General features: G+C 63.4%; 24 protein-coding genes. 10 read left to right on the plus strand and 14 right to left on the minus strand.

All coding sequences use genetic code 11. The annotated features are described in order from the left end of the window. Positions 1-134 precede the first annotated feature (134 nt). Positions 135-665 (plus strand): hypothetical protein, encoded by a 531-nt coding sequence (locus tag ACX5I4_RS20700; RefSeq protein ID WP_461838330.1) that lies wholly within the window; start codon positions 135-137, stop codon positions 663-665. A 656-nt stretch (positions 666-1,321) separates the two neighbouring features. Here the strand turns inward: ACX5I4_RS20700 and ACX5I4_RS20705 are convergent. The 6 genes from ACX5I4_RS20705 to ACX5I4_RS20730 are packed head-to-tail and all read right to left on the minus strand — an operon-like array spanning position 1,322 to position 7,842. Further along, entirely contained in the window at positions 1,322-2,158 is an 837-nt protein-coding gene (locus tag ACX5I4_RS20705) for an HpcH/HpaI aldolase family protein (RefSeq protein ID WP_461838331.1), read from the minus strand. Continuing rightward, a complete protein-coding gene (gene hpaH, locus ACX5I4_RS20710; protein ID WP_461838332.1) occupies positions 2,143-2,928 on the minus strand; it encodes a 2-oxo-hept-4-ene-1,7-dioate hydratase in 786 nt (261 codons plus the stop codon). The genes ACX5I4_RS20705 and hpaH overlap by 16 nt, the downstream gene beginning before the upstream one ends. Before the next feature lie 52 nt (positions 2,929-2,980). Beyond that, positions 2,981-4,057, minus strand: coding sequence for a 3,4-dihydroxyphenylacetate 2,3-dioxygenase (hpaD, locus tag ACX5I4_RS20715; RefSeq protein WP_461838333.1), 1,077 nt, complete (start codon positions 4,055-4,057; stop codon positions 2,981-2,983). A 36-nt stretch (positions 4,058-4,093) separates the two neighbouring features. Further along, entirely contained in the window at positions 4,094-5,608 is a 1,515-nt protein-coding gene (hpaE, locus tag ACX5I4_RS20720) for a 5-carboxymethyl-2-hydroxymuconate semialdehyde dehydrogenase (RefSeq protein WP_461838334.1), read from the minus strand. Positions 5,609-5,663: 55 nt separating this feature from the next. Further along, positions 5,664-6,371 carry a GntR family transcriptional regulator gene (locus ACX5I4_RS20725; RefSeq protein ID WP_461838335.1) on the minus strand — a complete coding sequence of 236 codons (708 nt, stop codon included), beginning with the start codon at positions 6,369-6,371 and terminating at the stop codon, positions 5,664-5,666. Beyond that, the gene (locus ACX5I4_RS20730) at positions 6,364-7,842 is read right to left on the minus strand and encodes a fumarylacetoacetate hydrolase family protein (protein WP_461838336.1); all 1,479 of its coding nucleotides are present in this window, start codon (positions 7,840-7,842) and stop codon (positions 6,364-6,366) included. The genes ACX5I4_RS20725 and ACX5I4_RS20730 overlap by 8 nt, the downstream gene beginning before the upstream one ends. Before the next feature lie 223 nt (positions 7,843-8,065). Between ACX5I4_RS20730 and ACX5I4_RS20735 the strand changes: the two genes are divergently transcribed. Both ACX5I4_RS20735 and ACX5I4_RS20740 read left to right on the plus strand, forming a co-directional pair. Next, positions 8,066-9,970 carry an FAD-binding monooxygenase gene (locus tag ACX5I4_RS20735; RefSeq protein WP_461838337.1) on the plus strand — a complete coding sequence of 635 codons (1,905 nt, stop codon included), beginning with the start codon at positions 8,066-8,068 and terminating at the stop codon, positions 9,968-9,970. Between the two features lie 84 nt (positions 9,971-10,054). Continuing rightward, positions 10,055-10,759, plus strand: coding sequence for an alpha/beta fold hydrolase (locus ACX5I4_RS20740; protein WP_461838338.1), 705 nt, complete (start codon positions 10,055-10,057; stop codon positions 10,757-10,759). Between the two features lie 4 nt (positions 10,760-10,763). Here the strand turns inward: ACX5I4_RS20740 and ACX5I4_RS20745 are convergent, their stop codons facing one another. Further along, on the minus strand, positions 10,764-11,702 hold the full coding sequence (locus tag ACX5I4_RS20745) for an NAD-dependent epimerase/dehydratase family protein (protein ID WP_461838339.1): 939 nt from the start codon (positions 11,700-11,702) through the stop codon (positions 10,764-10,766). A 241-nt stretch (positions 11,703-11,943) separates the two neighbouring features. Here ACX5I4_RS20745 and ACX5I4_RS20750 point away from each other — a divergent pair, with 241 nt between their 5' ends. Continuing rightward, a complete protein-coding gene (locus tag ACX5I4_RS20750) occupies positions 11,944-13,038 on the plus strand; it encodes a hypothetical protein (RefSeq protein ID WP_461838340.1) in 1,095 nt (364 codons plus the stop codon). Positions 13,039-13,055: 17 nt separating this feature from the next. Here ACX5I4_RS20750 and ACX5I4_RS20755 read toward each other — a convergent pair whose 3' ends face one another. Next, a complete protein-coding gene (locus ACX5I4_RS20755; RefSeq protein ID WP_461838341.1) occupies positions 13,056-13,601 on the minus strand; it encodes a TetR/AcrR family transcriptional regulator in 546 nt (181 codons plus the stop codon). A 160-nt stretch (positions 13,602-13,761) separates the two neighbouring features. On the opposite strand from ACX5I4_RS20755, the gene ACX5I4_RS20760 reads away from it, so the two are divergent. Then, positions 13,762-14,205, plus strand: coding sequence for a hypothetical protein (locus ACX5I4_RS20760; protein WP_461838342.1), 444 nt, complete (start codon positions 13,762-13,764; stop codon positions 14,203-14,205). A 55-nt stretch (positions 14,206-14,260) separates the two neighbouring features. Here the strand turns inward: ACX5I4_RS20760 and ACX5I4_RS20765 are convergent, their stop codons facing one another. The 3 genes from ACX5I4_RS20765 to ACX5I4_RS20775 form a co-directional block, all read right to left on the minus strand. Then, positions 14,261-14,575 carry a carboxymuconolactone decarboxylase family protein gene (locus ACX5I4_RS20765; RefSeq protein ID WP_461838343.1) on the minus strand — a complete coding sequence of 105 codons (315 nt, stop codon included), beginning with the start codon at positions 14,573-14,575 and terminating at the stop codon, positions 14,261-14,263. A 111-nt stretch (positions 14,576-14,686) separates the two neighbouring features. Continuing rightward, a complete protein-coding gene (locus tag ACX5I4_RS20770; protein ID WP_461838344.1) occupies positions 14,687-15,847 on the minus strand; it encodes an adenosine deaminase in 1,161 nt (386 codons plus the stop codon). 91 nt (positions 15,848-15,938) lie between these two features. Continuing rightward, positions 15,939-16,919, minus strand: a complete 981-nt coding sequence (locus ACX5I4_RS20775) for a LacI family DNA-binding transcriptional regulator (RefSeq protein ID WP_461838345.1) — start codon at positions 16,917-16,919, stop codon at positions 15,939-15,941. Between the two features lie 169 nt (positions 16,920-17,088). Here ACX5I4_RS20775 and ACX5I4_RS20780 point away from each other — a divergent pair, with 169 nt between their 5' ends. The 5 genes from ACX5I4_RS20780 to ACX5I4_RS20800 all read left to right on the plus strand — a co-directional run bounded on the left by ACX5I4_RS20780 (position 17,089) and on the right by ACX5I4_RS20800 (position 22,195). Beyond that, a complete protein-coding gene (locus ACX5I4_RS20780) occupies positions 17,089-18,390 on the plus strand; it encodes a sugar ABC transporter substrate-binding protein (protein WP_461838346.1) in 1,302 nt (433 codons plus the stop codon). Between the two features lie 2 nt (positions 18,391-18,392). Next, complete coding sequence (locus ACX5I4_RS20785; RefSeq protein ID WP_461838347.1) at positions 18,393-19,331, plus strand: carbohydrate ABC transporter permease; 939 nt, start codon at positions 18,393-18,395, stop codon at positions 19,329-19,331. Beyond that, positions 19,328-20,191 carry a carbohydrate ABC transporter permease gene (locus ACX5I4_RS20790; RefSeq protein ID WP_461838348.1) on the plus strand — a complete coding sequence of 288 codons (864 nt, stop codon included), beginning with the start codon at positions 19,328-19,330 and terminating at the stop codon, positions 20,189-20,191. Before ACX5I4_RS20785 ends, ACX5I4_RS20790 begins: the two co-directional genes overlap by 4 nt. A gap of 61 nt (positions 20,192-20,252) precedes the next feature. Further along, on the plus strand, positions 20,253-21,158 hold the full coding sequence (locus ACX5I4_RS20795) for a nucleoside hydrolase (RefSeq protein ID WP_461838349.1): 906 nt from the start codon (positions 20,253-20,255) through the stop codon (positions 21,156-21,158). 71 nt (positions 21,159-21,229) lie between these two features. Then, complete coding sequence (locus tag ACX5I4_RS20800) at positions 21,230-22,195, plus strand: ribokinase (protein WP_461838350.1); 966 nt, start codon at positions 21,230-21,232, stop codon at positions 22,193-22,195. A 637-nt stretch (positions 22,196-22,832) separates the two neighbouring features. Here ACX5I4_RS20800 and ACX5I4_RS20805 read toward each other — a convergent pair. From ACX5I4_RS20805 to ACX5I4_RS20815, 3 genes are read right to left on the minus strand one after another with little or no spacing between them, the layout of a single operon-like run. Then, positions 22,833-23,372 carry a maleylpyruvate isomerase family mycothiol-dependent enzyme gene (locus ACX5I4_RS20805; RefSeq protein WP_461838351.1) on the minus strand — a complete coding sequence of 180 codons (540 nt, stop codon included), beginning with the start codon at positions 23,370-23,372 and terminating at the stop codon, positions 22,833-22,835. After that, positions 23,312-23,527 (minus strand): maleylpyruvate isomerase N-terminal domain-containing protein, encoded by a 216-nt coding sequence (locus ACX5I4_RS20810; RefSeq protein WP_461838352.1) that lies wholly within the window; start codon positions 23,525-23,527, stop codon positions 23,312-23,314. The genes ACX5I4_RS20805 and ACX5I4_RS20810 overlap by 61 nt, the downstream gene beginning before the upstream one ends. Positions 23,528-23,553: 26 nt before the next feature. Next, complete coding sequence (locus ACX5I4_RS20815; protein ID WP_461838353.1) at positions 23,554-24,015, minus strand: MarR family winged helix-turn-helix transcriptional regulator; 462 nt, start codon at positions 24,013-24,015, stop codon at positions 23,554-23,556. Positions 24,016-24,043: the final 28 nt, after the last annotated feature.

A 24,043-nucleotide genomic window follows, 5' to 3' on the forward strand; every position in this document is an offset into this window, starting at 1 on the left:
CTTTTCTACCCCATATGGGGTTCTTTCCATGCACTTTCCTTATGGGTTCACGCGGTATTGGTATTTCCGCAGCTCTGCGAACGCCGCCTAGATTTCATAGATCAGAAGTTCGCGAAGCGTCCGAAAGGGATCCAATGCCAGCCCAATCCGGGTCCCTTCGGGGCCCGTCAACCACCGGCAGGTACAGCTACCGGGCCAAGGTTCCGGCCCGGCCCCAAACCGCGGCCAAAGGAGAGCGTGCCAAGCTCACCCACGCCCTCGCGGCGCACAGGCAACTCCTCACCCATGCTTCGAGCGCCATCCGCACATTGACCGCAGCCCGCAACGAGATGATCGCCCAGGCCCTTGAAGACGGGCTCACCCTGGCCACAATTTCGGCGGTGACCGGGGAAAACATTCGAGCTGTCCGGACCATTGGCTTGGCTTATGACGACCTCCACCCGAGCGGGGTTCCGCGCGGCGCACATCTGGACGCCTTGAGGTCGAAAAGCGAGCAACTCAAGGCAGCCGAAAGGCACCGGGACCAGATCGTTAATCAGCGGGAGGCGTTGATTGTCATGGCACTCCGCACCCAAGCCTGCGATGACCTTGAACTTGCCTCGCTGACCGGCCTCACGCCCGACCATATCCGCAGGTCAACAAGGGGGCTTGCGCGTCCAGCCTAGTTTCCGCGGGACAGTCCAGACCGCGCCTCTGACCCAACTGACTGACAATTGTTGTCGTTATGAGGCGTCAAAACGACAACAACTGCGAGTTAGTTGGGAGTGCCTACTTCGTTGCCTCTTTCTTTGTCAGAGGCGTCCTGCAGCTAAAAAGTTCCTGTGTTCCTGTTTTCCTGGCGATGAGCACCGTCAATGCGCGGGCTGACGTTGAAATCGGTTCAAAATGTTGGATCGATCGCGCACCAACGTTCCAGATGCGCTTCACGCCAAGCACACGGTCGTGCTCATCCGTGGCAACCAGGGGCGGACTTCCCTGCCCTGCCATGGGCCTGCGTTTCCAGCACAGACTGACTACCGTCGCGTGCTCCCAGAATTCCACGGCAGTTACGAAGAATTCGCGCCCCTCATCATCCAGGAAGAGCCCGGACTGCGGGACGTAAACCGCCCGAAGATCGTACTCCACGGGGCCTGAACGCCTTGCAGCCGGCGGTTGGACAGTGGCTACAGCTTGTTGAGGATTGAGATCTGGTTGCGCGACCACGGCATGCTCCATTGAAATTGCGGACGGCCGCCTCCTCGACCGCCCCCGAAGGGCCTCGGGGATATCCAATGTAGCTCCGTCCACGGTCCTCCGGAAGAGTACCGACTACCTACCTAGTTCAGTAGCTCGACGGCGTGTCACCTGTCCCGCCAAAGGTCGCTCCGCCGTCGGGGGCTGCTGGGATGAACGTGTCGGCGAGCGCTTCGGTACCGCGCGCCAACAGCGCGACATCCGCGCCGACCAGCACGAACGACGCCCCGGCGTCCATATACGCGCGCGCCGTGCCTTCGCTGAAGGCGTTGACGCCGGCCGGCTTGCGTGCCGTCTTCGCCGCAGAAAGGCAGTGTTCGACGGCGGCCCGCACCTTCGGGTGTTCCTGCTGTCCCAGAAGGCCCATGGACGCTGCGAGGTCGGACGGCCCGACGAAGATGGCGTCGACGCCGTCGACCGCCAGGATCTCCTCCACGGCGGCGACGGCGGCCTCGGTTTCGATCTGGACAGTGACGCTGACGGTCTCGGCCGCGCGGGCGAGGTAATCCGGGATGCGGTTCCAGCGCGAGGCGCGGGCCAGGGCCGAGCCGACGCCCCGCACGCCGTGCGGCGGGTAGCGCACGGCCGAGACAGCGGCCTTGGCCTCCGCGGCGGAGTTGACCATGGGGATGAGCAGGTCCTGCACGCCCAGGTCCAGGTATTGCTTGAGGAGCACGGTGTCGTTGGCCGGAGGGCGGACCACGGCCTGGACAGGGTAGCCGCGCACTGCCTGCAGCTGGGAAAGGATGGATTCGAGGCCGTTGGGGCTGTGTTCGGCATCGATCAGTAGCCAGTCCAGCCCGGCCCCGGCGCACAGTTCGGCGATGAGCGGGCTGCCGGAACATACCCACATCCCGGCGAGGGGACGGTCCGCTGCGGCCAGGGTCTCGCGGAACGTGGGGTCTGGATCTACTCGAACCGGCATGTGACAACTCCCAAGGGTCCGTAGTCGGCGTGGATGGTATCGCCTTTGTACACCCAGAGCGGGCGGGTGAAGGAGCCTGCGAGGATGATCTCCCCGGCCTTCAGCCCGTCACCGTGCGGGGCGATCTTGTTAACCAGCCAGTGCACGCCGTTGGCGGGGTGGTCCAGGACGCCGGCAGCGACGCCGGTCTCCTCCACGGTCTGGTTCTTGTACAGGATCGCCGACACCCAGCGGAGGTCGACGGCGTCCGGGCGGACCGGGCGTCCGCCCACCACCATGGCGCCCATGGCCGCGTTGTCCGAGATGGTGTCCACGATGGTCCGGCCCTCCATCTCAATCCTGGAATCGAGGATCTCAAGGGCCGGAACCACGTAGTCGGTGGCGTTCAGGACGTCGAAGATGGTGCAGCCGGGACCTTTGAGCCCGGATTTGAGCACGAACGCCAGCTCCACCTCCACCCTTGGGTGGGTGTACTGGTCCCACGCCACGGAGCACCCGGTGTCGAGGACCATGTCGTCGAAAATCGCGCCGTAGTCCGGTTCGGTGATGCCGGTGGCGTCCTGCATTGCCTTGGACGTCAGCCCGATCTTGCGGCCTACCAACTTCCGGCCCGCGTCCTCGTTCCGACGGCGCCACAACTGCTGCACGGCGTAGGAATCCTCCACCGTCATGCCCGGGTACCGGGCAGTCAGGCGCGGAACCGGGGTCCGGCTCCGGCCGGCTTCCAGTAGTTCGTCCGCAATGGTTTCTATCGTCTTCGGGTCAAGCATCTCCACACTCCGTTCGGCCATCCTGCGGTCAGCATACTTTTTGGCTGCGGGCCTAGAGCTGCGAGCCGACCTTGAAGCCGGCGGTGTCGCCGTCGGGCTGGCGGGTGTAGGAGAACCCGTCGGCGCCCACGGTCACGGCCATTTCACTCTTTTCCTCGCGGATGATGACGGGCTGGGGGTTGCCGTCCAGGTCCAGGACGAGGGAGGCCTCGGTGTACCAGGACGGGACCACGGGGTTGCCCCACCAGTCGCGGCGCTGGTTGTCGTGGACGTCCCAGGTGACGGTGGGGTTGTCCGGGTCCCCGGTGTAGTAGTCCTGGGTGTAGATCTCGATGCGGTGCCCGTCGGGGTCCAGGATGTACAGGTAGAAGGCGTTGGAGACGCCGTGCCGGCCGGGGCCGCGTTCGATCCGGTCGCTGATGCGCAGGGCGCCCATCTTGTCGCAGATCTGGATGATGTTGTGCTTCTCGTGTGTGGAAAACGCGATGTGGTGCAGGCGGGGTCCGTTGCCGCCGGTCAGGGCGGTGTCATGCACGGTCTGCTTGCGGTGCATCCACGCAGCGTAGGTGACGCCGTCGGAGTCCTTGATGTCCTCGGAAACACGGAAGCCCAGGTCCTCAAGGTACTTGCGTCCGCGGGGCACGTCGGGGGTGACCTGGTTGAAGTGGTCCAGGCGCACCAGCTCACCGGCGGAGTACAGGTCGTAGCGCTGGGTGAGGCGTTCGACGTGCTCCACCTCGTAGAAGAACTCATACGGGAAGCCCAGCGGATCCTCCACGCGGACCGAGTCTCCCACGCCCTTGGTGAAGCCGTCCTTGCGGCGCTCCACCCGGCAGCCGAGCTCGCGGTAGTAGGCCTCGGCCGCGTCCACCTCGGCCGGTGACTTCACCCTGTAGGCGAACGCCGCGGCCGCTGCAACGGGTCCCTTGCGCAGGACCAGGTTGTGGTGGATGAACTCCTCGAAGGAGCGCAGGTAGATGGTGTTTTCGTCTTCCTCGGTGACGTGCAGGCCGAGGAGGTCCACATAGAACTCGCGGGACTTGGCGAGATCCGTGACCACGAGTTCCAGGTAGGCGCAGCGGACGATGTCCGGAGCGGGGACGGTGGGCTTCGGGATGATGTTGTTCATGGGGTTCTCTCTTCTTTGAAAGGGGTGGAAGCGCTCTTAGGCGCCGAACTTGGGGGTGTGGACAGTGCCGAGGGTGATGTGCACGGCCTGCTGGTCGGTGTAGAAGTCGATGGAGCGGTAGCCGCCTTCGTGGCCCAGGCCCGAGGCCTTGACGCCGCCGAACGGGGTGCGGAGGTCCCGGACGTTGTGGCTGTTGAGCCACACCATGCCGGCTTCGACGTTCTGGGCGAAGTTATGGGCGCGGGTCAGGTTCTGGGTCCAGATGTAGGCCGCCAGGCCGTACTTGGTGTTGTTCGCCAGGGCGAGGGCTTCGTCGTCGTTCTCGAACGGGGTGATCGCGACGACGGGGCCGAAGATCTCCTCCTGGAAGATCCGCGCGTCGGGCGCGACGTCGGCGAACACGGTGGGGGCGATGTAGTTGCCTTCCGGGAGGTGTTCCGGGCGTCCGCCGCCGGCCAGCAGCCGGCCTTCGGACTTGCCGATCTCCACGTAGGAGGCCACCTTGGCGTAGTGCTCGGGGTGGACGAGGGCGCCGACTTGGGTCTTGGGGTCGTGCGGGTCGCCGACGACGATGTTCTTCGCGCGGGCGGCATACTTTTCGCAGAACTCGTCGTAGATGGCGCGTTCGACGAGGATGCGGGAGCCGGCGGTGCAGCGTTCGCCGTTGAGGGAGAAGACCCCGAACAGGGCTGAGTCGATCGCAGCGTCCAGGTCGGCGTCGGCGAACACGACGCACGGGGACTTGCCGCCAAGCTCCATGGACAGGCCCTTGAGGTTGGCCGCGGCGTTGCGGAAGATCGTCTGGCCCGTGGTGGTCTCCCCCGTGAAGGAGATCAGCGGCACGTCCGGGTGCTTCACAAGGGCGTCGCCGGCTTCTTCGCCGAGTCCGTTGACGAGGTTGAACACGCCGTCGGGCAGGCCCGCGTCCTTGAAGATCTGTGCCCAGAGGGAGGCCGAGAGCGGGGTGAACTCGGCCGGCTTGAGGACCACGGTGTTGCCGGTGGCCAGGGCCGGGGCGAGCTTCCAGGACTCGAGCATGAACGGGGTGTTCCACGGCGTGATCAGGCCCGCGACGCCGATCGGCTTGCGGTTCACGTAGTTGATCTGGGAACCCGGAACCTTCATGGCGTCGTCGAACTGGGCCACGATCAGGTCCGCGAAGAAGCGGAAGTTCTCCGCCGCGCGCAGCGCCTGGCCCTTGGCCTGGGTGATCGGCAGGCCGGTATCGAAGGTCTCGAGCTCGGCGAGGCGTTCCTCCTGGGCTTCGACGGCGTCGGCGATCCTGTTCAACACGCGGGCACGCTCGCGGGGCTTCATCTTCGGCCACGGACCGTTCAGGAACGCTTCGCGGGCGGCGGCGACGGCGAGGTCGATGTCTTCCTTCTGCCCTGCCGCGGCGGTGGCGTAGTTGGTGTTGGAGACCGGGTCCAGGACGTCGAAGGTCTTGCCGCTGACGGAGTCAACGAACTGGCCGTTGATGAAGTGCTGGATGTGGCCGGGAAGGTCCTCCGGGATGTAGTGGGTGGTGGTTTCTGGTGCAGTGAACGTCATTGTTTCTTCCTTTACTGGTGCAACGCGGGGTCATTTACGGCCCATGTTGGGCCGTTTAATGGGCGCGAAGTGACCCCGCGTTGGCTTGTGCGAGCGGTTGGGCTTGCGCGAGGTACGCGTCGAGGGTGGCGGCGCGGTGCCGACGGGCGGCTTGTTCGATGGTGCCGGCGTCGGCGTTGCTTTCGATGAGTTGGAGCAACGCCTCGTGTTCGTCCACGGATTCATGCGCGCGCCCGGGAACGAAGCGGAACGTCGAGGCCCTGATCGAGGCGAGCCGGTTCCAGCCGCGGTGCACGAGGTCCAGGATGTGCGGATTGGGGCAATGTTCAAAGAGCACACTGTGGAAATCCTGGTTCAGCGCCGTGAATCGGACGGGATCGAAATGCTCCAGGCAGTCACGCATCTCGGCGTTCACCGCGCGGGCCCGGGCGATGTCCGCGGCGCCGATCAGGGGTGCGGACAGCGCCGTCGCCGCTCCTTCGATGATGCTCAGGGTCTGCATCGTGTACAGGTATTCCGTCGGGTCGATCCCGGAGACCGTGGCGCCGACGTTGCGCTCGAACTTCACGAGCCCCTCTGCCTCCAGGCGGCGGATGGCCTCACGGACCGGAACCACGCTGACGCCGAGGTCCTCGGCGATCTTGGCCAGCACCAGCCGGTATCCGGGCGAGTAGGTGCCATCCACGATGCGCGCCTTGACGGCGGCATAGGCCTGCTCGGACTTGCTCCCGACGGCGGTGCTGCTTACGGCGGTTTCAGTCACCTTGGGTTCCTTCCCACTCCTCGTAACGGGCACGCCACTGGGCGTTCATCGGATACAAACCGTCCACGCTGTTGCCCTGCTTGACCATCTCGAAGATGAAGGCCTCTTCCTTCTCCTGCTCGATGCACTCGTCCACCAGTTCCTCGGCGATGGCCGGCGGGATCACCAGGATGCCGTCCGAGTCGGCCACGATGATGTCGCCGGGCTGGACCGTGGCTCCGCCGCAGGCGATGGTGATGTCGGTGTCCCAGGGGATGTGCCGGCGGCCCAGCACGGCGGGGTGTGGGTTGGCGAAGTAGGTGGGCATGTCCAGTCCTGCCACCGCGGAGTAGTCGCGGACACCGCCGTCGGTGATGATGGCCGCGGCGCCGCGCATCTGGGCACGGAGCGCCAGGATGTCGCCGACCGTACCGGTGCCCTTTTCGCCCCGGGCCTCCATGACAAGGATTTCGCCCTCGTTGACGGAGTCGATGGCACGCTTCTGCGCGTTGAAACCACCGCCGTGGGTCTTGAACAGGTCCTCGCGGTTCGGAACATAACGCAGCGTCCGGGCGAGCCCGACGACGCGACGGTCCGGGCGGGTGGCCTGCAGGCCGTCGATGCTCACGTTGTTCAGCCCGCGCTTGCGCAACTGGCTGGACAGTGTGGCGGTCGCGACGCTTTCGAGTTTCTTCTTCAGTTCCGGAGCCAGGACTGGCGCCGGATTTTCCAGCAGCGGCAAACCGGCGGCTTCACGGGAACCGTACGCTTCCTCCCGCTGCGTGTCATCGGTCTTGGGCCGGGCACCGAAGTCAGCGAACGGCGTCGTACCTTCCGTCACTTTGGTGGCCAGGCGGCCGCTGCTGAAGTCACCAGTGGTGACCTCAACCTCGACGACGTCGCCGGGCTGGGCGACGGAGGCGCCGGCCGGGGTGCCGGTCAGGATGATGTCGCCGGGTTCGAGCGTGAGCAGTTGGGACAGATCGGCAACGAGGCGCGCGAAAGGGAACAGCAGTTCCTCAGTGGTGTCGTCCTGGACGAGTTCGCCGTTGTGCCACGTGCGGATGCGCAATTGGGAGGGGTCGACGTCGGCTGCCGGGATGAGCGCGGGGCCTACCGGGGTGAAGCCGTCGCCGCCCTTGGACCGGAGGTTGGAGCCTTTGTCCGCGTAGCGGAGGTCGTAGACGCCGAGGTCGTTGCTGGCCGTGACCCACTGGACGTGGTTCCAGGCGTTCTCCATGCTGACTCGGCGGGCAGGCTTACCGATGATCAGCGCGATCTCGCCTTCGTACCCGAGGAGTTCACAGCCGGCCGGACGCTCCACCGTTGAAGGGGCTCCTGCCGAGCCGAACGTCAGGGACGACGAAGGCTTCAGGAAATACGACGGCTGCTCCGGGGTGCGGCCGCGCTGGGCGGCACGGCTGGGGTAGTTGATATGCACCGCGATGACCTTGCGGGCCGCGGCCAGGATGTGGTCGGTGACCTTTTCCAAGATTGTCTCCTCATCGAGTACGAAATCGTATACGATAACTATGTCTGGGGAACTTCGAGACGTCAACCCCCCGATTCCGGGAGTTTTCAAGAGCTCTTGTAACCCGTGTCATATCTACCGTACAGTTTTGAGTCAGATAATTGGTTCGATTATTGAACATCAAATTCTAATATCGAACACTCCGAACGGTTAAGACAACCACACAACGAAGTGAGGAAAGCCCGTGCAGTTCCACCACCACGGTTATGTATCCGGTGACCCGCGAGTCCAGCCGGCCGCCGGCGTCGGCATCGATCGCCCCACCGACCTTCCCGATGAGGTCGACGTGCTTATCGTCGGCAGCGGGCCTGCCGGCATGCTCGCCGCCGCGCAGTTGTCCCAGTTCCCGGGTGTCACAACCCGGATCGTGGAGCGCCGCGACGGGAGGCTCGCGATCGGCCAGGCCGACGGTATCCAGGCCCGCAGTGTCGAGACCTTCCAGGCATTCGGCTTTGCCGAGCGGATCATCGCCGAGGCGTACCGGATCACCGAGATGGCGTTCTGGAAGCCGGACCCCACGGACCCCTCGCGCATCATCCGGACCGCCCGCGCCCTCGACGATCCGACGGGAGATATCAGCGAATTCCCGCACCTCATCGTCAACCAGGCGCGCGTGCTGGACTACTTCGCCGAGTTCATGGCGAACTCCCCTACACGCATGTCTCCCGATTACGGATACGAGTTCCGTGGCCTCGAGGTCACCGGCGAGGGCGATTACCCTGTCACGGTCACCCTTCTCCACACCGCCGGACCCAACGAAGGCCAGGAGCGCACAGTCCGGGCCAAGTACGTCGTGGGGGCGGATGGCGCGCGGAGCAAGGTACGCGAATCCATCGGCTGCACCCTCGCCGGCGACCAGGCCAACCACGCATGGGGCGTGATGGACGTCCTTGCCGTCACAGACTTCCCCGACATCCGCACAAAGTGCGCCATCCAGTCCGGCACGGGCGGCAGCATCCTGCTGATCCCCCGCGAAGGCGGCCACCTCTTCCGCATGTACGTCGACCTCGGCGAGGTGGACCGGAACGACAACCGCTCCGTACGCAGCACCACCATCGAGGAAATCATCGCCAAGGCCAACGAAATCCTCCACCCCTACACCCTCGACGTGCGCAACGTCGCCTGGCATAGCGTCTACGAAGTGGGCCACCGCCTGACAGACCGGTTCGACGACGTCCTGCCGGACGAGCGCGGCACCCGCACCCCGCGGGTATTCATCACCGGCGACGCCTGCCACACCCACAGCGCCAAGGCCGGCCAGGGCATGAACGTCTCCATGCAGGACGGCTTCAACCTAGCCTGGAAGCTCGGACACGTCCTCGAAGGCCGTAGCCCGGAAAGCCTGCTCTCGACGTACTCCGCCGAGCGCCAAGTCGTTGCCAAGAACCTCATCGACTTCGACAAAGAGTGGTCCACGCTCATGGCGAAAAAGCCCGAGGAATTTGAGGACCCCACCGAACTGGAAAACTTCTACGTGAACACCGCAGAGTTCCCCGCCGGCTTCATGACCCACTACGCCCCCTCCGTGCTCGTCGCCGAGCCAACACACCAAGGCCTGGCCACCGGGTTCACGATCGGCAAGCGTTTCAAGTCCGCGCCGGTGGTGCGCGTCTGCGACACCAACCCGGTGCAACTCGGCCACCAGGCAAAGGCCGACGGACGGTGGCGCATCTACGTCTTCGCGGACGCGGCCGAGGCTGGCGCGCTCTCGCCGGTCGCGGACTTTGCCGGGTGGATCGCGAACTCGCCGGACTCACCGCTGGCCGCAACGCCGTCGGGCGCGGACCGTGACGCCTGGTTCGACGTGAAGGTGATCTACCAGCAGGAGCACACGAGCATCGACATCGGGGCCGTGCCGGACGCATTCAAGCCGCAGGTCGGACCGTTCAAGCTCACGTACCTCGAGAATGTCTACGGCACCGATCCTTCGGCTGACATCTTCGAGTTGCGCGGCCTCGACCGCGGCGGCGTCGTGGTGGTGGTGCGCCCGGACCAGTACGTAGCGAACGTCCTGCCCCTGACCGCGACGGCGGAACTCGCCGCGTTCTTCGCGCCGCTCCTGCGATCGGGACGGACCGCGGCAGTTTGACCTGCTGGCACGGCCTGGCGCAGCCTGGCGCGCGGGACCAGGGGAAGGGTTCATTCTGTCGGTGGCCCGTCGTAGGGTACCGGCATGGACATCATCATGGTTCCCGGATTCTGGTTGGACGCGTCTTCGTGGTCGGAGGTCACGCCGCCGCTCGTTGCTGCGGGGCACACGGTCCACCCGCTCACGCTGCCCGGGTTGGAGGCCGTTGACGCCCCGAGGTCCGGCATCGGCCTCAGGGATCACATCGACGCCGTAGTGGCCGCTATCGACGCCGTTGGCAATCCCGTTGTGCTGGTCGGCCACTCCGGTGGAGGTGCCATCATCCACGGCGCCGTCGACGCCCGCCCGGACCGCGTGGTCCGGGCGGTGTACGTGGACAGCGGCCCGCTCGGCGAGGGCGGCGTCATCAACGACGAGCTGCCGGTTGAGGGCGATGCCGTGCCCTTGCCGCCATGGGAGCTTTTCGAAAACGAGGACCTCGTTGACCTCAATGAGGAGCTGCGGGCAGCCTTCCGCGCTCGCGCCATCCCGGAGCCAAAGAACGTGACCACCGATAAACAGCGCTTGCACGATGTTCGCCGCTACGACGTCCCGGCCACGATCATCGCGTGCGAGTTCCCCTCCAGTCTGCTCGGCGAATGGATCGAATCCGGCCACCCCTTCGTGGCCGAGCTCGCGCGCATCAACGACGTCGAATTCATGGACCTGCCCACCGGACACTGGCCCCAGTTCACCAAGCCGACCGAACTCGGGCAAGCCATTCTTGCTGCGGTTGAGCGGACGGGGTAGGGCTTCAACTCAGCTGCCCGTTGGGGGCTTGCGGTAGCTGTCCACCGTGATCTCCAGCGCTTCGTCCCATGGTGTTGCCGTCACACCCAGGATCTTCTGCGTCTCCGTGGAGTCGATCACGAAGGGCGTCCTGAATTTGGTAGCTGGAGGCGGAGACCTCGCGCAGGATGGGAACCACGGCGCCGATGGCCCTGAGTGACCATTGCGGGATCGAGGCGACCCGGCCTTGCACGCCCCAGCGCTCATTCACCTGCCGCACGATTTCCGAGCGCGGGACGGATGCGCTCGGCACATGCCAGGCACGACCCCATTCGCCCGTGTGGCCTGCGGCCGCGATTAGTGTCGCGGCTATATCAGGCAGGAAGGTCCAACTGTGCTCTAGAGCGGGGTCCCCTACGACACGCGCCGTTTTGGAGGCCAGGAGTGGTTCGAAAAAGCCACCGCCAAGGTGCGTCGACATCCCCACCGCCCCAGGACCGAAGTAGTCGCTCGCCCGAACCTCCACGGCCCGGATTTCACCACGTTCGTGCGCGGCGAGCACCTTCTCCCAACCAGCCTTGCGTACCAGGCCCTTTTTCTCGGTCGTGGCGAGCTGCGAATGCTCGGTCATCGGCCCGTCCGGCGATCCGTATGCATAGAGGTTGCCCATGAGCACAAGCGCGGTCCCGGAGTCACGCGCCGCCCTAATCACGGCGTCGAAGATCGGAGGCCAGTCAGCCACCCAGTCGGTGTACGGCGGGTTGGTGCAAACAAAGATTGTGTCAGCGCCGCGCGCAGCCTGCGTGACAGCGGCCGGGTCACCGGCGTCCAGCTCCACGGGTGTCGTGCTAGGGACTGCAGTGCCCCTGCGGGTGCCGAGTGTGACCTGGTCTCCACGGGCGGTGAGCTGCCTCGCGAGCGTCCCGCCTACGAGTCCCGCGCCGAGGATGAGATGGCTTGCCACGATGGTTACTCCCTAACTCTCCGGCGATGCGCTGCTGGGTGACATCGCACACCCTACAACACAACGGAGGCCATCACCCTTGACAAGATCCGAGGGGGCATGAATGATACGAGCCTCACCAGCTTTGCCCCTATCTCTTGGACATGGCTGAATTGGTGTCCGGCATCGTCGAAAGAGTGTATTGACAGTAATCGTGTGGGCGTGTTTTTCAGTCGGGTTGCTAGGGTTGCTCCTGAACTGGATGAGTGTGATCGGAACGCTGATCGTGCCGCGACCGCTGCACAGCAACCTTTCACGGGTGACCCATTTGGTCACTGCGAAAATCTTCTTTGTCATCACAAAGCCCCTCACCTCGTACGAAGTACGTGATCGGATCCTTGCCTGGCAGTCTCCTATGGCGCTGTTCGTCCGCCTGCTGGTTTGGGTGATCGTGTTCGACTTGTCGTTCAGTCTCCTGCTTCTTCCATTCGTCGACGGTGACCTCTGGCAAGCCGCAAGCGAGGCCGGCTCCGCGATGTTCACGCTTGGCTACGCTGCTCCATGGAATGTCGGCAACACGGTGTTGGTTTACGTAGCCGCTTATACCGGGTTGATCGTGATTGCTTTGCAGATCGGTTACCTCCCAACGCTCTATGCGGCCTTCAACAGGCGGGAGGCGGAAGTAACGCTCTTGGTATCGAGGGCGGGCTCACCCTCATGGGGACCGGAGCTCCTGGTGCGCACGCGGTTCGGGATGGCCGCTCAAACCAGCACCAGCGAGCTCAGCGAGCTTTACCAAAGGTGGGAACGATGGGCCGCGGACGTAGCCGAATCACACAGCACCTACCTCACTTTGGTATGGTTCCGTTCGCCTTCACCGCAATCGAACTGGCTCAATTCCCTCCTCAGCGTTATGGACGCGGCCGCGTTGCAGCTTTCCCTGAGTCCGGGTTCTGCCCCGAGCACCCGGGCGCGGCTGGTCATTCGGATGGGGTTCACCTGCCTGAATCAAGTGGCCCGGGCTATTCGTATTCCTGTCGAGGAAGACCCCGATCCCGATTCCGAACTCGATGTGACTTTTGAAGATTTTCAAGCGGCCGTGGAACTCATGAGGACTGTCGATTACCCGATTGAGGTGACGGCGGAGCAAGCCTGGCCCCATTTCAGGGGCTGGCGCGTCAACTACGAAAGGGTCGCATACGCCCTCGCCTACGCGATCGACGCCCCGCCATCAATGTGGAGCGGCCCACGACGCTTCGCGTCCGAACCGATCATGCCGCACCGGCCGAAGAACCGCACTTCCAAGGACGTCAAGCCAGATGACCCGCAAATGCTCGGCCGGCGGAAGACTGGGTGATCCGGACGGCGCAGGGTTCACCCGCTACCGTTCGTGAGCGCCTTGAGCTGGTCAATAGTCGCTCTCGCGACGATGTCGAGCGGTTCGATCCTGGCAGCGGCGCGGCTCATGACCACCGCGCCTTCGCTGGCGGCGATCAGAGCTACAGCCTGCGCATCAGCAGCTACCGGCGGCAGCCCGCCCTGGGTGAAGAGATCGGCAAGGCGGGCACGCCATGATTCGAAGATCAAACCCGAGCGTTCGCGCAACTCAGGCGAGTCGGTCTCGATCGTAACTGCGGCCACGGAACAGCCGGCTCGATAATTCGATCGGGTCAGGAGTTCCCGCCACGAGGCGAAGAAGCGCTCCGCGACTGCCGCCGGGGACTCGCCGTCGAGCCCATCGAGGATTTCTATCGAGCGAACCCCTGCTCTTGCGATGGCCTCCGCAACGAGCTCGTCCTTGCCTCCCGGGAAATGGTGATAGACCGAGCCACGGGGCGCCTCTGCGAGTTCCAACACATCGGCGAGCGAGGCGCCCTGCAAGCCGTGAGTCGCGAGCAGGCGCAGCGTAGCAGCAATCATCCGTTCTCTCGTGTCGCGTCCCATGGCCTCCAACTCCGAATCTCTGCACTGAGCATGTTTCCCGGTCAGAACGAATCTCCGAATAACCCTTGACGCGGGTTCCGCGACGTTCCACCATCGATATTATGACGGTTGACCTACATAAAAAAGGAGAAGCATCATGCCCATGATCGACGTATATGCCACCGCCGGGACTTTTGCAGACAAGCACCAGCTCGCGATTGACCTGGCATCGACTGTGATGCGGGTGGAGCAGGTTCCGGACATTCCGATGTTCCGCAAGAACACGGCAGCATTCATCCATGAGCTCCCGGAAGGGGACCTGTCGAACGTCGATGGCGACAGCGGATACGTGCGGGTCCAGGTGCTCACGAACGCGGGCGCCTTGGATCGCGACAAGCAGATTACTTTGGTCGAACAGCTCACCGCCCTCATCGCGACGGCCGCGGCGGACCCGACGCTACCCGAACGCACCTGGGTTCTGCTCACGGAAGCGCCCGACGGCGGTTGGGGCCTCAACGGCCACGCCAACACCAACGATGAGCTCATCGCAGCCGCGCGTGCACAGATCGCTTCTCTCCAAGCAGGGGCGCCGCAGTCCTGAACTTCCGGTAGTAGCCGGGGAAAGAGGTGCCCGGCACCCTCGGGCGCGAACGCTGCTACTCGGCAAACACCTGCTTGGCGACTGCCATGGCGGACATCGCCTTCGGCCAGCCCGCGTAGAACGCCAAGTGCGTGATCGCCTCGCTCAATTCGGTCTCGCTCAGTCCGTTCGCCTTCGCCAGGCGCAGGTGTCCAAAAAGTTGTTCGGTGCTGCCGCTCGTGACGAGACTCGCAACGGTGATGAGGCTCCGCTCACGCTTGGCCAACTCGGTCCGTTCCCAGACGTCGGCGAAAAGGACGTCGTCTGTAAGGGAGGCCAGTTTGGGCGAGATGTCCCCGACGAGTTGCTGGGCGCGGGATTGTTCGGTCATGTCGTTCTCCTTGTTCGTGTTCCGGGTGCAGAAGGGGGTCGGCTTCGCGTTCAATCCTAGGAACGCACGACGGAATGAGGGAGGGCCGGTCATTACCTGTTTCCCGGCGAGTCACACGCTCCTTGGGCCCGGCAACTTTGAGTCTGCGGGAAGCTCTACGCTGGCGAAGCCAGCTCTGATGATGTCTTTGAGTTCTTCGCGTTCGTCCAAAGGGAGAAAGGCTGCCGCTGCGGCGTTGCGCTGGAAGGCTTCGATGTCTTCGAGTCCATAGTTGAATGCGCTGATAAGGAGCGACAGTTCCTTGGTAAGGGTCGTGTTGCTCATGAGTCGGTTGTCGGTGTTCACTGTGACGCGGAAGCCGAGGCGGTAGAGCAAGTCGAATGGGTGATCCATTAGCCGGGTACCCCAGTGCGCGATCGCACCGGTCTGGACGTTCGACGACGGGCTCATCTCAAGCGTAATCTGGCGGTCCCTCACCCATTGGGCCAGGTCTCCCAGGACAAAACCCGTCCCGGCTTCTTCCGGTACGGGGGCTATGTCTTCGGCCAGCCGAACGCCGTGGCCAAGGCGCAGGGCCCGGCCATCGAGTAGTGCGGAGCGAATGCCTTCAAGTCCGTCGCCTTCCCCTGCATGCACGGTAACGGGCAGGAGGCCTGCGGCAAGGTGGTCGAGTGCCTCCGCGTGCATGGAGGCGGGGAATCCCGCCTCTGCGCCGGCTATGTCGAATCCGACGACGCCATGGTTCTTATGTCGCATTGCAAGCTGGGCAATCTCGTGTGCCCTGGAATCGTGGCGCATAGCGGTGATGAGTTGGCCAATCCTTATCCGCTTTCCGGTGGCTTCGACGTCGTCTATTCCGACCTGAATCCCTTCCTGGACAGCGTCGACAGCTTGGTCGAGAGATAGTCCGCGTCGCTGGTGGTTTTCAGGTGCCCAGCGGATTTCGCCGTAGACGACTCCGTCTTCGGCAAGGTCCTGAACGAACTCCCTGGCAACGCGCACGAGGCTGTCGCGCGTTTGCATGACAGCTCCGGTGAAGTGGAATGGCTGAAGGTAAGCGGCTAGGGAACCGGCGTTTGACTGCTCGGCGATCCATGCGCCGAGCTTGCCTGCGTCTTCATAGGGCAGTGAGAGGTTTGCCGCGTCCGCGAGCTCAATGATGGTCTCCGGTCGCAGTCCGCCGTCGAGGTGGTCATGTAGCGAGACCTTGGGCAGGGATCTGAGGGTGGTCCTGACCGCGGCCAGATGAGCCGTCGCGCTGAAAGTGTCCATGTTCTGCGTACTCCTGGTCGTTCTGGTATTGAAGGTCGGAATTTTGAGCGCGACGCACCGCAATTCGCGTCCGCCGGGCAGGGCTGTGTGGTCAGGCCTTGGATGACTTTCGGACGATCAGTTCGAAGTCGAAGATTTCGCTCACGATCGGATCGTCGGCAGACCTGTCTACAAGGATCTCGACCGCCCTCCGGGCGATGGCTTGAGTGGGCTGGCGGATGGATGACAGCGGCGGCACGGAATAGGCGGACGCCTCGGTGCCGTCGACGCCGATCACGGCGATTTCCCCCGGGACGCTCAGTCCAAGGGAATATGCAGCGAAGAGCACCCCATGAGCCTGTTCGTCAGTGGTGGCGTAGATGGCGCGCGGGGCATCCGGGGAGCGCAGCCACTCTGCGGTCACTTCGGAAGCTCCTGCCCTGGAAATGGCAGAGGCCCGCTCCGTCACCCGGACGCCTGATCCGGAAACTGCACGCGCGAATCCTGCTGCATGCTGCCTGGTTCCCACAGAGTCGACCGGCCCATTGAGCAAGCCAATACTGTCGTAGCCCTGTTCAATCAGGTGGCGTGTCGCTACATACGCGGCCTGTTCGTAATCGATTGTCAGCGACGACGCTTGCTGCTCTTCGGAGAGCGGGTGGAGGGCAACTACCGGCAATCGAGCCGCATAAGCGGGCTTGAGGTCGGGTTCGTCCAGAAGCGAGATGAGAATGAGAGAGTCAACCTGGCGCTCGATGAAGGTTTCGATGAGACGGTGTTCCTGGTCCTCAACCGTCGCGGAGTCTCCGATAAGAAGCAGGTGGTCCCTTCCGGCTGCCGCGACCTCTACCGCCCTGGCAAGTTCTGCGAAGAACGGGTTGGCAATGTCCGGAACAATCAGACCGATCGATCGGGTCTTGCCGGCGCTGAGCGCCCGCGCCAGTGCGTTCGGCTTGTAGTCGAGCTCACGGGCGGCCCTCAGAACCCGTTCCCTGGCATCGGCTGACACAGCCCGGGGACCGTTGTTGAAGACGTAGCTCACCACCGCATTGGACGTTCCGGCCAGTTTCGCGACATCCCTGGCTGTTGGCATGGTCCCCTCCTCTTCAAACGTCGAAGTCTAACCGCATAGACGTGTTGATCATACCGGCTGTTGCCGCAGAGCGAATCGCAAAGAAATCCCTTGTGAAACCATTCGCCCCGGAGTAGTCTAACCGGTTAGATGCTCCAAGGCATCCCCCCACACATCAGAAAGGCTTCCCGTGAAGCGCAAACTTCTCGCAGCCACGTCGCTGCTTGCAGCCGGAACACTCTTCCTTGCGGGCTGTTCAACGAGCTCCCCGAATTCCGGTACGGCAATAGGAAGCGAAGGCTCTGGAACCGGAACCGTGAATCTGCTTGGTCCCGAAGATCCCGCGACTTTCGCGCCGGTCATCGCGGCATTCAAGGCAAAGAACCCGGATATTTCCGTCAAGTACTCCCAGGTACCCTTTGACCAGCTCAACCCGACGCTGCAGCAACGCCTCGGCGCAAAAGACGAGACGATCGACGTTTACACCGTGGACCAGCCACGTTTGTCGCAGCTCGCTGCCCAGGGTTTCCTCGAGGATCTCAGCAGCCTGAAAGGCCAGACCAAGGCAGCCGTACCTGACGCGCAATACAGCGTGAATCTGTTCCAGGACAAACTGTGGGCCCTGCCCGTATGGAATTCAACCCAGCTGCTGTTCTTCAACAAGAAGGCCCTCGACGCGGCAGGCGTCAAGTACCCCTCCATTGACCCGGCACAGCGCATGACCTGGGAGCAGATCGTCAAGGACGGCAAAGCCGTGCAGGCAGCAGGAACCCAGTTTGGGCTCCTCTTCGAACAGGTCGAGGCCTACTACCAGCTGCAGCCGCTGGCCGAATCTGCGGGAGGCGGCTCAGGCATCAAGGGCGACAAAATGCTCACGACCGACATCACCAACCCTGGCTGGGAGAAGGCCATGCAATGGTATGCGGACACGTTCTCCTCGGGCCTGTCCCCTCGTGGCGTTGGCGGATTCCAGACCAGCCCTGTCTTCACCTCAGGGAAGGTGGCCTACTTCATCGGAGGTCCGTGGGACATCGGCAACTTCGCCAAATCAAACATTGACTGGGGCGTAGCCCCGATGCCGTACTTTGCCGGCGGAAGCCAGGCCACCCCGACCGGTTCCTGGTCCTGGGGCATCAACCCCGCGTCGAAGAACAAGGCCGCAGCCAAGAAGTTCCTGGAATTCGCGTCCCTTGACCCTGCAGGCAACCTCGCCACCACCGAGGCCCAGACCATCATTCCTGCCAACACGGCGGCAACCGCCCAGTACCTTCCCAAGCTCGAAGCCCTCGGCGGAGACAAGAGCAAGGGAGTGGCCGCCCTGATCGCCCACGAAAATACCGAGACGGCAAAACCCCGCCCGGTGAGCGTCGGCTACATCCAGTTCGAGGAAATCATGGGCAAGGCCTTCGCCGACATCCGCAACGGGTCCTCCGTAAGTGAGAGGCTCAAGCAGGCTTCTCAACAGATCAACGATGCCTGGAAGCAGCTGTAGCGATGTCACAGACAACTGATCGCCGAGCTCCGGTAGAAGGGCGGGCCGCCCTCACGCGGCCCGCCCGCCGCAGGCGGCCGGCACCACTGATAGCAGTAGCGGCGGCCTTCCTGGCCCCGGCCTTCATTAGCCTGCTCGTGTTGCGGATCGCGCCGGCAGCGGTGGCCCTGTGGGAGAGCTTCTACCGGCACAGCTTCCTCCAAGGCGGAACGGTCTTCGTCGGCGTTGAAAACTACGTTGATCTCTTTGGCAACGCGGACTTCACCAACGCCCTGCTGGTCACCCTCGTCTTTTCCCTCGTCGTGAATCCACTCCAGATCGGAGCCTCCTTCCTCCTCGCGGTCCTCTACACCAGGAAAGCCGCGGGCGCGAAGATCTGGCGGTCCCTTGTGGTCCTGCCGATAGCCGTTCCTCCCGCCGTCTCTGCAGTCGTTTGGAGCGTCATCTACCGACCCGACGGATTCGGCAACTCCTTCCTCTCCCTGCTTGGCGTGCCCGCCCAGCCGTTCCTGACCTCGCCCCAGCAATCACTAGCCTCCATCATGGTGCTGCTGAGCTGGATCGGCGTCGGCTACTGGATGCTCTTCCTGATCGCCGGCATCAACGACGTTCCGACCGAGCTCTACGAAGCAGCGTCCATCGACGGCGCTTCAGCATGGCGAAAACTATGGTCAGTGACCCTGCCACTGGTCCGCCGCCCGCTCGCCTTTGTCCTCGTTGCTGACACCGTCTCCAACTTCCTGATCTTTGCCCCGGTCCAGATCCTCACAAAGGGCGGACCGTCAGGATCAACAAACCTACTCATGTACGACATCTACACCCGGGCCTACACGCTCGGAGACCTCAGCAAAGCCCAAGCAGAAGTGATCATCCTCGTGCTAGTAACACTCGTCATTGTCGCCTTGCAGTTCCGGCTACTTCGCAGCTCTGATGCCGCATGAGCGCCACAACAACACAAGCCGGAGGCACGAGACAGCGAACGGTCGCCTACCTCGGATTGAGCGTGCTGGGAGCCTGTATCGGCATCCTCTTTCTGGTACCGCTCTGGTGGACATTCGTGAACTCCCTTCGCCCCGGAAGCGATACATTCCGCTACCTGAATCCCCTACAGTGGGAGACGTTCTTCACCGCGACTCCCTCGCTGGACAACTACGCCACCCTCCTGCGCAGCGATCTCGGACTGGCGACCCTGAACTCGATCATCGTCAGTGGCATCACTGTGGTTGTGGGCCTGGCAATATGCTCCATGGCAGCGTTCGCCCTCGCGGCCATCCCCTTCCGCGGAAGCGGCATAGTGTTCGTGGTCGTCGTCGTGAGTTTCCTGATCCCCTTCGACGCGATCGCCATCCCCTTGGCAAATCTGTTCCGCGACTGGAACCTCCAAAACACCTATGCGGGACTGATCCTCCCAGGCCTCGGGAACGGCATGGCCATCTTCCTGCTGAGGACCTTCTTCCTGGCCATACCCAAGGACCTGGTCGAAGCCGGACGGCTGGACGGCTTGGGATGGTGGGGAATCTTCCGCCGGATCTACCTCCCGTTGTCGGTGCCGTCACTCATCGGGGCGGGACTGACGCTCTTCCTGTTTCAATGGCAGTCATATGTCTGGCCACTCCTGAACGGAACCGACAGCCAGCACATCCTTGGACCAATCGCACTATCGAACATGCAGGGGCAGTTCAACGTCGATTACGGGGTGATGTTCGCCGGCTCGATGATCCTGACACTGATCCCGCTGGCCATCATCATCGCGTTCCAGCGCTACTTCATCCAGTCGGTTTCCACCACCGGACTCAAATAGCCTCCCTCCCAATCCTGCCTGGCACAGCCATGCCGACAAACGACCTCTTAAGGAAGACCCCATGGGTGCTGAACACCGCATCATTCTTGACACCGACATCGGATCCGATGTCGACGACGCCCTCGCCCTCGCCCTCATTCTCGGCTCCCCGGAGGCCGAACTGCTCGGAGTCACCACCGTTTACGGCGACACGCTGCTTCGGGCTCGGCTCGCCAAACGGCTGGGGAAGCTCGCAGGGTGCGATGTACCCGTGTATTGCGGGATCGGAACACCTCTGTCAGGCCGCGAAGTCTGGTGGCCTGGTCACGAAGGGTCCCTGCATGAGGGACTGGAGAATGAAAGCATTCAGCACGAAGATGCCGTCAACTACCTCTTGCGCCAAGTCTCTGAGCACCCCGGTGAAATCGACATTGTTGCTATCGGCCCGCTGACCAATATCGCAGCCGCACTCAAAGAAGACCCAGCCTTCGGGCGGAATGTGCGGCACCTGTGGATCATGGGCGGAGCCTTCGGCTCAGATGAAGCCGAGCACAATTTCCGAAGCGATGACCTATCAGCTTCAATCGTTTTCAGTTCCAACCTCAACATCACCGTCACCGGGCTGGAAATCACCCGCGAAGTTGAAATGCGCCGCGACCAACTGGAACTCATCGCCGCGGCAGGTCCCCTGGGAGCGGCCCTGAACGCAGACATCCGCCAATGGTGGGACTTCTGGAACGAGGAATGGAACGTACCGCACGACCCGATCACGGTCCTGACCCTTCTCCGGCCCGAACTCTTCGGGTTGTCTGCCCAGGGCGCTGTGTCCATCGCAGGCAGAGGCGACTCAGCTGGGCTCAGTACGTTCACCCCGGACACGAGCGGCAAGGTCCGCCGCGTCACCACCATTGATGCCGACTCCGTGGCCGCCGAAATCAGCTCAAGAATCGTGAAGGCCGGCACACGACAACTACACGAAATTGACTAGCTCACCCATCACCCGGCGAGTCCAAGAACCTTGGACTTTGGGCGAGATCCAAAGACGAAAGTAACCGCACCATGACTTCAAACCACGAAACGGCCGGAACCATCGTCGTCGTGGGGTCAATGAACGCAGACCTCACCGTCCACACCAGCAGGCTCCCGGCTGCCGGCGAAACCGTCATCGGAGGGGGCGTCAGCCGCCGGCCCGGCGGCAAGGGATCCAACCAGGCCGTCGCCGCGGCCCTCCTTGGCGCAGCAGTCCATCTCATCGCAGCCGTCGGAGACGACGACAACGGCACGTACTTGATTGGCCAAGCCGCGGAAGCAGGGGTGGCAACCGACATGATCAGAATCGAACCAGGGACAGCGACCGGGACTGCCCTCGTAACCGTCGATGATTCGGCCGAGAACGTCATCGTCGTTTCCCCCGGAGCCAACTCCTGCCTCCGACCGGTTGCAATCCAGCAGTCTTTGCGCTCCCTGGGGCGTGCGACCGTCTTGAGCCTGAGCCTTGAGGTACCCACCGAGACGGCGTACGCGGCTGCCCGTGCAGCTGCAGCGCTCGGTGCAAAAACGCTTCTGAATCTCTCGCCCTACTCACCCGACGCCGCAACAATCCTGCCGATGATCGACGTCGTAGTCCTCAACGAGCTGGAGGCCCTCCAAGCCGTCGGCTTGGCACAACTCCCGGCGGAGCGGCCATGGGAAGTAGTCGGTGCCCTTCTCGGAGAGAAGGGACCGCGAAACGCCGTCATCACGCTAGGCGCCGCCGGTGCCATCGTCATGGAAAACCTCCAGGCTTGGCCGATCAAACCCGCGCATATTGCTGCCACAAAAGTCCGCCCGGTAGACACAACCGGCTGCGGGGACGCATTTGCCGGCGCGCTGGCCGTCGAGCTGGCCAATGGAAGGGACCTGATTCCAGCTGCCATCCTGGCGAGCACCGCCGCCGCATACGCCGCGACGGGACACGGCGCGCAGAATTCCTACCCAAACCGCAGCCGTCTTCAAGACTGGCTTAAAGCGAAGGATACCTTCTGAGACCTACCATGCCCCCGGCGGTGATCAGTGCTCCGCCAAAGGCCAACAGCAACCCCGCCACAGAAAAGGACGATGCTACGGGCTGACTGTTCCTGGCAGGGCCGCCCGGGTCAAACCTGGGGCCGGCCGCCGACGCTGAGTTCTGGGTCGAAGGAGCAGGATGGGTGGCGGTCGACGACGGCGCTGCGCCCCCTGCCGTAGGTGATGGCGCGGCTTTAGTGGGGGCGGGCTCCGCAGCCACCGCCGGTGACGGAGGCGAGGCCCCACCATCTGGAACCGTAGCTCCCGGATCAGGCTGCGGTTGCGGTGGAGCCGGTGGACTGGGCGTAACTGGCTGGGTGGGTTTGCCCGACGGCCGGGGAGTTGGGGAGCTACTTGGAGAGCACGCACCCACCAGTCCAAGAAGGCCCGGCGAATCGCAGGGCGCCGCCACTGCAGTCCCCGCCGCGGCAAGTGCGATCAGGCACAAAGCGAAAGGAATCGCGACAAGGGCAACTGGAACCTTCCGGCGAGTCATGGCTTCGACTCTACCTACTGAGCGCCAACTTGGGAGACCGGTACGGCCGGGCCGAGTCACAAGGCCAGCTCACCAACGACCACTGCCGTATGCACAAGCCGCTCGGACATCCTGGGATTCTCAGGGCGTGATTGGCCCTTGGAGGACTCGGAGCGCAAGGGAAGCGTCGCCGTCGATGGCGGCAGCGCCTGCGAGGTCTGAACGTCCCCAGAGACCGAGATACATGCTGCGCAGAGGTGCAGTAATCGATGCCGCGACGGGACCCGAACCAACCGTCCAACTGCCGGATCCTGGGATGTTGAAGGTCACGGCCGCTTCAGGTTGCGGCATCCGCCCCAGCCGCAACTGGCGTGGGGTGAACATTTCCAAGACCTCGTCGATTCCATCCAGCATGAAGTCTTTGCTAAAGGCGGGGGCCTCCAAACCCGATGCCAATCGGGCGTCAACAAGGTGGATTGAATGTTCGTGTGCTTGGCGCCTGAGCCAGAAACCGGCCTTGCGCGGAGCGGGCCCGAAAGTCCAGCATTCTTTCTCGGGATCAAGCCCGGCCATTGTCTCAAGAAAGGTTTTCGTACCCTTGAGGAACCACGCTGCAGCGGCTACGGCCGGTGCAGGACGTTCTTCGACGAGCTTCCCCCAAGAACTATCTCCGCAGCCCATCGTTCGATCGAGCCGAGGTGCCCGAAAAGTCCGTCGAGTGTCCAACCCGGACATGTGGGAACCGAATGTGCAAGCTCTTCTTCAGGTTGTCTCGCAAGGGTGCTGAGCTGATCGACAAAGTTGGACAGCTCGGCAAGGTAGAGATCGGGCGACATGGGTAGAGCATAAACCGCCCCTAGCTTCAATCCCCGAGCTGCCCCAGAATCCGCGCCAGCTCGGCGCGATCCCCTGCGCTGAGCCGGGCAAAGTACTCGGAGGACTTGCCACGCCGTTCGGCACTGATCTTCGCATACAGCTGCTGCCCTGCGGCCGTGGCGGCGACCAGGGTGGCCCTCCGGTCCGTAGGATCCGGGTCGCGACGGACGAGGCCCTTGGCCTCGAGCTGGTCCACCACCTCCGTGGCCGAACGCGGGGCGATGCGCAACCGCTCCGCGAGGTCTTTGAGGCGCATCGGGTCCCCGGCCGCTTGGGAATCCGCCGCGGAACCCGTCGGGCGCCGTCGCATCAGCGTCATGAGCGCCCGCCACTGGTGCGGTGTCATCTCCCACGGCGCCAACTGCTCGGCCCAGGTCCGGCGCAGCCCTCGGAAAGCGGCATGGAAGAGATCGCCGAGGTCGGCAGAATCAGAGGGCTGTGAGTGCATGCTGCCAGTCTAGCAATTTGACCCGCTA

The organism is Arthrobacter sp. MMS24-S77, assembly GCF_054888235.1.